Source organism: Oscillochloris sp. ZM17-4 (assembly GCF_019599295.1).
Classification (GTDB): Bacteria; Chloroflexota; Chloroflexia; order Chloroflexales; family Chloroflexaceae; genus Oscillochloris.
This window is the reverse complement of record NZ_JAIEWN010000092.1, coordinates 1-7654: the sequence shown is the minus strand read 5'-3', so window position 1 is coordinate 7654 and position 7654 is coordinate 1. Positions and strand designations below refer to the sequence as shown.

The window sequence follows — 7654 nt, the reverse complement described above, 5'->3', positions numbered from 1 at the left end:
CCGCATGAGCGATCTACATGTTTTGGTCACACCCAAATGATACAAGCCGCGATAGACCATCTCCAGCGACAGGGCCTGAAACGGTTTGTTCAGCGCCTGCGCCACCGCGTCGGTCAGATCGACCAGCACTGCGTAGAGGATCCAGGTGGCCCAGACCTGGATCTGAATGCCATTGATGCTGCCCGTCCAGAAGTACGCCAGGCCCAGCAGCCGCTTGATGACGTTGAAACTATCCTCGATCCGCCACCGTTGCCAGTACAGCGCCACGACATATTCGGCCGGCAGCAACGCCGGATCCACCACATTGGTCAGATAGCGGTACCACGTGCCCTGATGGAGCCATTCCACCAGGCGCATCGGATGCCGACACTGGCTTGTGGCGGTCGACCCCACACGTACGATCTGATCGTGCAGGGTGTCCGTGCGGCGCAGTACCTGTTCCGTGCGCGTCACCGTGCGGGTCTCTTTGCGGGTCAGGAACCAGACCCCGGCGTCGGTCAACTGGTCGAAGCGGGTGAAATTCAGAAAGCCCAGGTCAAAGATGACCAGCATCCCACGGTGCAGCCCAGCCAGGATGCGATCCCAGAAGCGTTGGTCGTGGGCCTGGGCATCCTCCTCATACCAGACCTGACGCGGCAGGCGGGTGATCACGTCCAGCAGTCCGGCCATCCGTCCGGCGAGCACTCCGCCCTGGTCATCGCGCAGCAGCCCTGTTTTGTGCAGCAGCGCGTCCAAGGTCGAGCCGTCTACCGCGACGGTGGCCGTGAAGTGCTCGCGCGCCCACTGCAATGCGGGCGGCAGCGGTCGGGTGCGGGCGGCCCAGCGCGCGGCCATCAGCGGCAGAATCTCGTCCAAGACCCGTTGGAACAAGCTGGCGGGCAGGCTACTGAAGCGTTGTTCGACGGCTTGTTGCGAGACCTGCCGTTCGTCGACCCACAGCAGCCCTTCACGATTGAGGGTTCGCACCGCTTCGGTGACCGAGCCGATCTGCCGCCAGATAAGGCTCAGCACGAAGGCCATCATCACCGGCAGATTCAGCGTCCGTTCACGCAAGCCCAGGTCATGAAAGTGGGCCACCTGATTCAAGGTTGCCGGATGGACGACATCCTCCAGCCGCTGTTCGACAAGTTCGTCGGGTGGGGCCGTATTGGGACGCTTGGTGCGGTCGCGCTGGATGGCCCGCGTATGCCGCACACTACTCTTCTTAGGTTTTTTGTCGCTCATGCCTCCAGTCTAGCCAAACGGATACGGGTGTCAAACGACGATAGCGATATATCGATATGCTGACACGCCGCCATTTGACAAATACGCCGAACCCTTAACTTGTGACCAATGGTCTTAGCAGATATGAAGGGCGTGTTTTCAGCCTGTTCATGTCTGCTATACTCCCGTAGCAGACATCCCCCGCCCCCACGTCCGACAACTGAAAGGCCGCCCCCGTATGGCGTCCATCGACCGCACGGCCTACCCCGTCTACCACCGTACCCCGTCGCTCGTCGAGCTGGAGCGCCATTACACGCTCACCGCCGAGGAGCGGGAGTGGCTCCGCGAAAGCACTCGCCGCCCCGCCGGCCTGCTCTGCTGCGCCGTCCTGCTCAAGGCCGTCCAGCATCTCGGCTACTTTCCCGTGCTCTCCCTCGTCCCGGAGTCGGTCATCGCCCACCTGCGGCGGGCCCTGGCCCTGCCCGAAACTGTCTCCATCTTCGGGGTCTCCAGCCGTTCCGTCAAGACCTACATCCAGCGTATCCGCGAGCACCAGGGCCTCATCAGTCACGGCCGCACCGTTCGTCACCTCGCCCTCGTGGCCATGCTCCAGGCCGCCGAGACGAGCGACGCACCCGTCGACCTGATCAATGTCACCCTCGAACTGCTCTACAAGCAGCGGGCCGAGTTTCCGGCCTTCAGCACCCTCGACCGCCTGGCTCGTCGGGTACGCACCCTCTCTCAGTCCCGTCTCGCCGCGCTCCTGCGGAGCCGCCTGACGGAAGCCGATGTCGCCCGTCTACTCGCTTTGCCTACCCCCGCCCCCGACCGTCCCTTCACACTCTGGAACGACCTCAAACGCCTGCCCGAGCCGGCCACCTTCGAGCACTTTTCCGAGCTGCTCGACCATCTGACCTGGGTCGAGCAGCTCGGCCGGTTCACCCTCATCCTCAATGGCGTCGCCCCACGCAAAGTGCAGCAGCTCGCCGCAGAGGCCCGCGTCCTCGACGCCGCCGAGGTGCGCGACCTGGCCGAGCCCCGGAAGCTTCTGCTCGCGGTCTGCCTGGTGCATCAGGCGCAGGCCCAGACCCGCGACGCCCTGGTCTCCATGTTCATCAAGCGCGTCGGCGCCTTCCAGCGCGCCGCGCGCAAGAAACTGGAGGAGCTTCAGCGCACCCACCAGAACGCCGTCGACCAGCTCCTCGCCACCTTTCAGGCCGTCCTGGAGGCGCATGCGACTGCCACTCCTGAGGCGCGTGACACGCAGATCGCCGCAATCCTTGACGGCGCCGGCGGGCCAGCCTCACTCCACGACCGCTGCTCGGAGATGCGGGCGTTCACCGGTGTAAACTACAGTCTAGAAATCGGCACTTTTCCAGTTTAAAAACCGGCATCCCATCGGCGCTCTTGTGCGGTACGCCGCCTGTCCGCTACCATCACGGACAGGCGACGGCGAGCACGCAGAAGGGCGACGGACAGGATGCTGAACCTTATGGATCGCGCGACCATTCACTACCTCCACCAGAAGGGCTGGAGCAAGACCGAGATCGCGGCCTTTACCGGCCATCATCGCGACACCATCACGCGGGTGCTCAAGGAGCCGATTGACCAGCAGCCGGCGCCGCGTCAGCGCAGCAGCACCATCGCCGTATTCGGCCCGCAGATCGCCACCTGGCTCGACCAGCAGTGGAGCGTCCAGCGCATGCTCGAGGAGGCCCGCCAGCACCCCGACCACCCCTATCGGGGCAGCCCGGCCGCCTTCTACGACTACGTCCGCCCGCTCAAGCAGGCCCGCAAGGGCCTCCCCGGGGACGTACCCGTGCGCTTCAATGGCTTGGCCGGCGAACTGCTCCAGATCGACTGGGGCGAGGTGCGGCGCTTCCCCTTCACCCGCGCCGACCTCGCCGGCCAGACCCGCTACTTCTTCGCCGCCCGGCTCAAATACAGCCGCTGGATGTGGGTGCGCTTCACCACGGAGATGCGCGAGGAGACCCTGCTGCGCTGCCTCATTGCCGTGTTTGTCGCCATCGGCGGCGTGCCCTGGGTGGTCACCACCGACAACATGAAGACCGTGGTGCTCGGGCGCGACCACGCCAACCAGCCCATCTGGCACCCGGCCTACGCCACGTGCGCCGCCGAGTTCGGCTTTCTGCCCGATGCCTGCGACCCGGGCGCCCCCACCCAGAAGGGCAGTGTTGAGAACCTGGTCAAGTTCGTCAAGCACAACTTTCTGCTCGGGCGCAGCTTTCGCGACGATGCCCACCTCGCCGAGGAGGCCACCGGCTGGCTGCATCGGGTCAATGTCGAGCGCGAGTCCGACGCCACCGAGCGCACGCCAGCGGAGCTGCTGGGGGAGGAGCAGCCCAAGTTCAGCCCATTGCCCGCCGTCGCCCACGATTACGGCTTCTTCGACACGCTCAAGGTCTCGCGCGAGAGCCTGGTCAATCTCGCCACCAACCGCTACTCGGTGCCGGTCCGCCTGGTCGGGCAGCTGCTCACCGTGCGCATCCACCCGACCCGGCTCGCACTCTACGCCGGCGACACGCTGGTGGCGACCCACCCGCGCCAGTTCGGCCGACACCAGCGGGTGGTCATTCCCGAGCATTACGAGCCGGTGTTTGCCCGCAAACCGCGGGCGCGGGTGATGGCCTACCGCGACTGGCTGGTCCAGTTGTCGCCACAGGCGGCCGACTACGTCAGCCAGGTCTGTCGCGCCCGCTATGCCGCGATGGAGCACGAGATGGTCACGCTGTATCAGCTGGCCCAGCAGGCCGGGGTTGCCGCGTTTGTGGCCGCTATCGAGCTGGCCGTGGAGGCCCAGACGGTGGGTGCCGAGTATGTGCAGGCCATCCTCGCCCAGCCCCAGGCGCTGCCGCCACCGCGCCGGCAGGAGCAGCCGGTGGGCCTGCCCGTCGCGCTCCAGCGACCCCAGGCAGCGGTCGCACGCGACCTGGCCGACTATGAGCAGTACGTCGCCAACCGCGCGCTGGTGGCGGGAGGTGCCCAATGAGCGTCGCCCAGGCGATTGAGCAGAAGCTGCGCCAGCTCAAGCTGGGGCGCATGCAGGCGGTGGTGGCCAGCGCGATTGCCCAGGCCGAGGAGCACCAGCTCGGCTATGGCGAGTTTCTCGACGAGCTGCTCGCCGAGGAACTGCTGGGCCGACACGAGAACCAGATCCGACGCCGGCTGGCCCAGGCGCACTTCCCGTACGCGGCGACGCTGGAGCAATTCGACTGGCAGGCCCGGCCGGAGCTGAAGCGGGCGGTGATGATGCGCTACTTCGACAGTGCGTTTGTCGAGAAGGCCGGTGGGCTGATCTTGATTGGGCCGAGCGGCTTGGGCAAGACCCATCTGGCGGTGGCGATTGGCACGCGCATGGTGCAACTGGGCTACAGCGTGCGCTTCCTGACCGCCCAGCAGCTGGCCAACCAGGTGCTGGCGGCACCGGACCGGGCGGCGGTCAGCGCGCTGCTCCAGGGGCTGCTGCGCTGTCAGCTGCTCATCCTCGACGAGTTTGGCTACCTGAGCGTGGACCCGCAGCTGGGGCCGGTGCTGTACGAGCTGGTGAGCGGGCGCTACGGCCACGGCGCGACGGTGATCACCTCGAACAAGAGCCTGACGACGTGGGGCGAGTTGGTGGGCGGCGACAGCACGCTGATGATGGCGATCCTCGACCGGCTGCTGCACCACGGCGAGGTGTTCTACCTGCGGGGGGCGTCCTACCGATTGCGGGGCAAGGCGGCGGTTGGGCTGCCGCCGATGAGCGAACCAACGCGGACCGGGCTGCCGAGCGGGGAGGAGGCACGCCATGCACCCGGAGCCTGAGCACCCCGCCGCGCCGCAGCCCAGGCACGGCCTCCCGCAGCGCGACCCGCAGGTCGATCTAGAGGAGCTGCTGTTCACGCTGGATATCTGCCGACGCGCGCTGCCGTGGGACGCACACCCGGAGCACTTCGACCGGCTGCGGCGGATTGAAAGCCTGGTGCGCTGGGGCTTCGAGCGGCGGTAGGGCTGGGCGACGACCAGGGGCAGGGACACCGCCAGCTGCCCCGCACACGGTCACGATCTGGCGTCACGATACACGGTACCGGTGCCGGTTTTTAAACTGGAAAAGTGCCGACTTGACAGCTGGAATTTACAACCGGCAACAACCACCTGCCGCTAGTCTGGAAGGAGTACCGCAGCCATCGCAGCCTCTGTTTTCGGCTCGTTGAGGCCCTGACCCTGGTCTCCACAAGTCAGGACACCTCTTTGCTCACAGCCCTGGAGCTGATCCGCGCGCACCAGCATCAGAAACCAGCCTACCTCCCGGCGACACTCGACCTGAGCTTTGCCCCTGAGGCCTGGCAGCGACTGGTCGTGACCCGGGTGGGCGGCGAGCGCGTGCTGGACCGAAAGCAGCTGGAGGCGTGCGTCTTTGTCTGTCTGGCAAGCGAACTCCACTCCGGCGATGTAGGGGGTTTTTGCAGAACGCCCCGAAAAGGTAAAGCAAACGGTAACGTGTGCAAGGAGCGCTATCGCTGGATGATTAGGCGGGCAACTACATAGCCGCATCCTATAACAACTAGGAAAGCAGAAAATGGGCCGTATATTGCGCTTAGATCCATTCCAAGAATTGAAGCGACAACAGCGAGCGCGACAAAGATAAAAGCTCCGTGTCCTAATAGTGCTTCATCCCGTGACAAAAAGGATACGTTTTCATGCTCAACTGACCGCAGCCTTTCTGCATCCCATCTCTCTGTTAAATACCAGCACAAATGTATTCCCAAGATAGCGCCTGTAAACATACCAACGTATTGCTCCAGCGAACCCGAAAAGAAGCCTCCCCAGAAAGCAAAAATCGCCATCAAGACCGGGAAAATCAGGATGACAAAAATGAGTTTACCTCGATATGACATTCGATTCCTATAGCCCTGCCTATAGCACTGGCTCTTTGGCTGGTTGAGTTGCCATGTGCAGGTAGCGGTAGACGGTTGCTTTAGAAATGTGATAATCCTGCATCAGCGTGCGGATCAACACGCCCTGCTGTCGCCGTGCCTGAAGCTCGGCGACCTGAGTCGGTGTGAGCTGCTTGCTGCGGCCAAACACGACGCCCCGGGCCTTGGCAAGCTGAATGCCGTCTATCTGGCGCTCGGCCCGCAGCTCGGTCTCAAACTGGGCGATGGCTCCCAGCATATGGAAGAGCAGTCGGCCCGTCGCGTCGTTGGTGTGGATCTGCTGGTCGAGCACCTGGAGGTGGACATCTTTGCGCCGCAGCTCCTCAGCGATCTGGCAAAGGTGCAGCGTTGAGCGGGCCAGGCGATCAAGGCGCGTGACCACCAGGGTGTCGTTCTCGCGCACGTATTCAAGGCAGGCGGCCAGTCGGGGGCGCTTGCCCGTCGCACTCCGCTGCTCCTGGTAGAGTTTATCGCAGTGTCTCAGCTTCTCCAGCTGCACCTCCAGGCTCTGCCCCACCGAACTCACCCGTGCGTAGCCGACCAGCGCCATCGCCCACCTCCGTGTCTCACTATCTGTAAGAGGCTCAGAGAATGGTAGTATACGCCATAAATTGAGACATCCTTTTGCGATGGCTCAACAGGTATACCTTGTGAGACGGTCGCCACGGCCGCGGCCGTTCGCAGAAGAGGAGGCGCAAGTGGCGCGTGGGCGTGAGGTTGGTCGGCAGAAGCGACTGCACATCCTGGATGACCACGAGATTGACGACCTCTACGGGCTCCCGCGCTTCACCCCCGATGAGCGCCAGCTCTATTTTACCCTCACTGCGGCCGAGCAGGCGGTCTGTCGCCGCTTACGCTCGCTTCCTTCCCAGGTCAGCTTCATCCTCCAGCTCGGCTACTTCAAGGCCAAGCAGCAGTTCTTCACCCTCACCTTCGCCCAGGTCGCCGACGATGTGGCGGCGATCCTCGCTCGCCACTTCCCACCTGAGATCCGGGCGGCCTTCGCGCCGATCACCAAGCCCGCCAGGCTTAGCCAGCGCGCTATCATCCAGGAGCTTTTCGGGTATCGGCCCTGCCACGCCGTCGAGCGAGGCCAGCTCTTTGAGCGGGCACAGCAGCTCGCCCGGCTCAGCACCAAGCCGCTCTACCTCTTCCGCGAGCTGCTGCGGTATCTCTCAGAGAAGCGTCTCATCCTGCCCGGCTACACGACCATGCAGGAGCTCATCGGCAAGGCGCTGACCATCGAGCAGCGGCGTGTGAACGACATCCTGCGCGCGCAGCTGAGCCCGGCGGACATGGCCGCCCTCGACCAGCTCATCGCCGAGACCGACGGCATGTACCTCGTGACCAGGCTCAAGCACGAGCCCAGTGACTTCCGGCTCAAGGGGATGCGGGCGGAGGTGGGCCGTGGCGACACCCTGCGCCCGCTCTACCACCTCGCCATGCGCGTCGTCCCGCAGCTGGAGATCTCGCCTGATGCCGTCGCCTACTACGCCTCACTGGCAGACTACTAC

8 protein-coding genes are annotated in these 7654 nt (G+C 64.4%); 5 read left to right on the top strand and 3 right to left on the bottom strand.

What is annotated here, in order from left to right:
* A partial coding sequence (locus tag K2Z83_RS27270) for an IS4 family transposase (RefSeq protein WP_220598325.1) occupies window positions 1-1224 on the bottom strand: 1224 nt, incomplete at its 3' end.
* A gap of 217 nt (window positions 1225-1441) precedes the next feature.
* Between K2Z83_RS27270 and K2Z83_RS27265 the strand changes: the two genes are divergently transcribed.
* From K2Z83_RS27265 to K2Z83_RS27250, 4 genes are all read left to right on the top strand, one after another.
* A complete protein-coding gene (locus tag K2Z83_RS27265) occupies window positions 1442-2587 on the top strand; it encodes a DUF4158 domain-containing protein (RefSeq protein WP_220598324.1) in 1146 nt (381 codons plus the stop codon).
* Between the two features lie 108 nt (window positions 2588-2695).
* A complete protein-coding gene (gene istA, locus K2Z83_RS27260) occupies window positions 2696-4213 on the top strand; it encodes an IS21 family transposase (protein ID WP_220598323.1) in 1518 nt (505 codons plus the stop codon).
* A complete protein-coding gene (istB, locus tag K2Z83_RS27255; RefSeq protein WP_220598322.1) occupies window positions 4210-5028 on the top strand; it encodes an IS21-like element helper ATPase IstB in 819 nt (272 codons plus the stop codon). The genes istA and istB overlap by 4 nt, the downstream gene beginning before the upstream one ends.
* Window positions 5012-5212 (top strand): hypothetical protein, encoded by a 201-nt coding sequence (locus tag K2Z83_RS27250; RefSeq protein ID WP_220598321.1) that lies wholly within the window; start codon window positions 5012-5014, stop codon window positions 5210-5212. The genes istB and K2Z83_RS27250 overlap by 17 nt, the downstream gene beginning before the upstream one ends.
* A 505-nt stretch (window positions 5213-5717) precedes the next feature.
* Here K2Z83_RS27250 and K2Z83_RS27245 read toward each other — a convergent pair.
* Window positions 5718-6101 (bottom strand): hypothetical protein, encoded by a 384-nt coding sequence (locus K2Z83_RS27245; RefSeq protein WP_220598320.1) that lies wholly within the window; start codon window positions 6099-6101, stop codon window positions 5718-5720.
* Between the two features lie 19 nt (window positions 6102-6120).
* A complete protein-coding gene (locus K2Z83_RS27240) occupies window positions 6121-6690 on the bottom strand; it encodes a recombinase family protein (RefSeq protein WP_220598319.1) in 570 nt (189 codons plus the stop codon).
* A gap of 148 nt (window positions 6691-6838) precedes the next feature.
* On the opposite strand from K2Z83_RS27240, the gene K2Z83_RS27235 reads away from it, so the two are divergent.
* Window positions 6839-7654, top strand: an 816-nt coding sequence (locus K2Z83_RS27235; RefSeq protein WP_220598318.1) for a DUF4158 domain-containing protein, incomplete at its 3' end; no start/stop codon positions are given.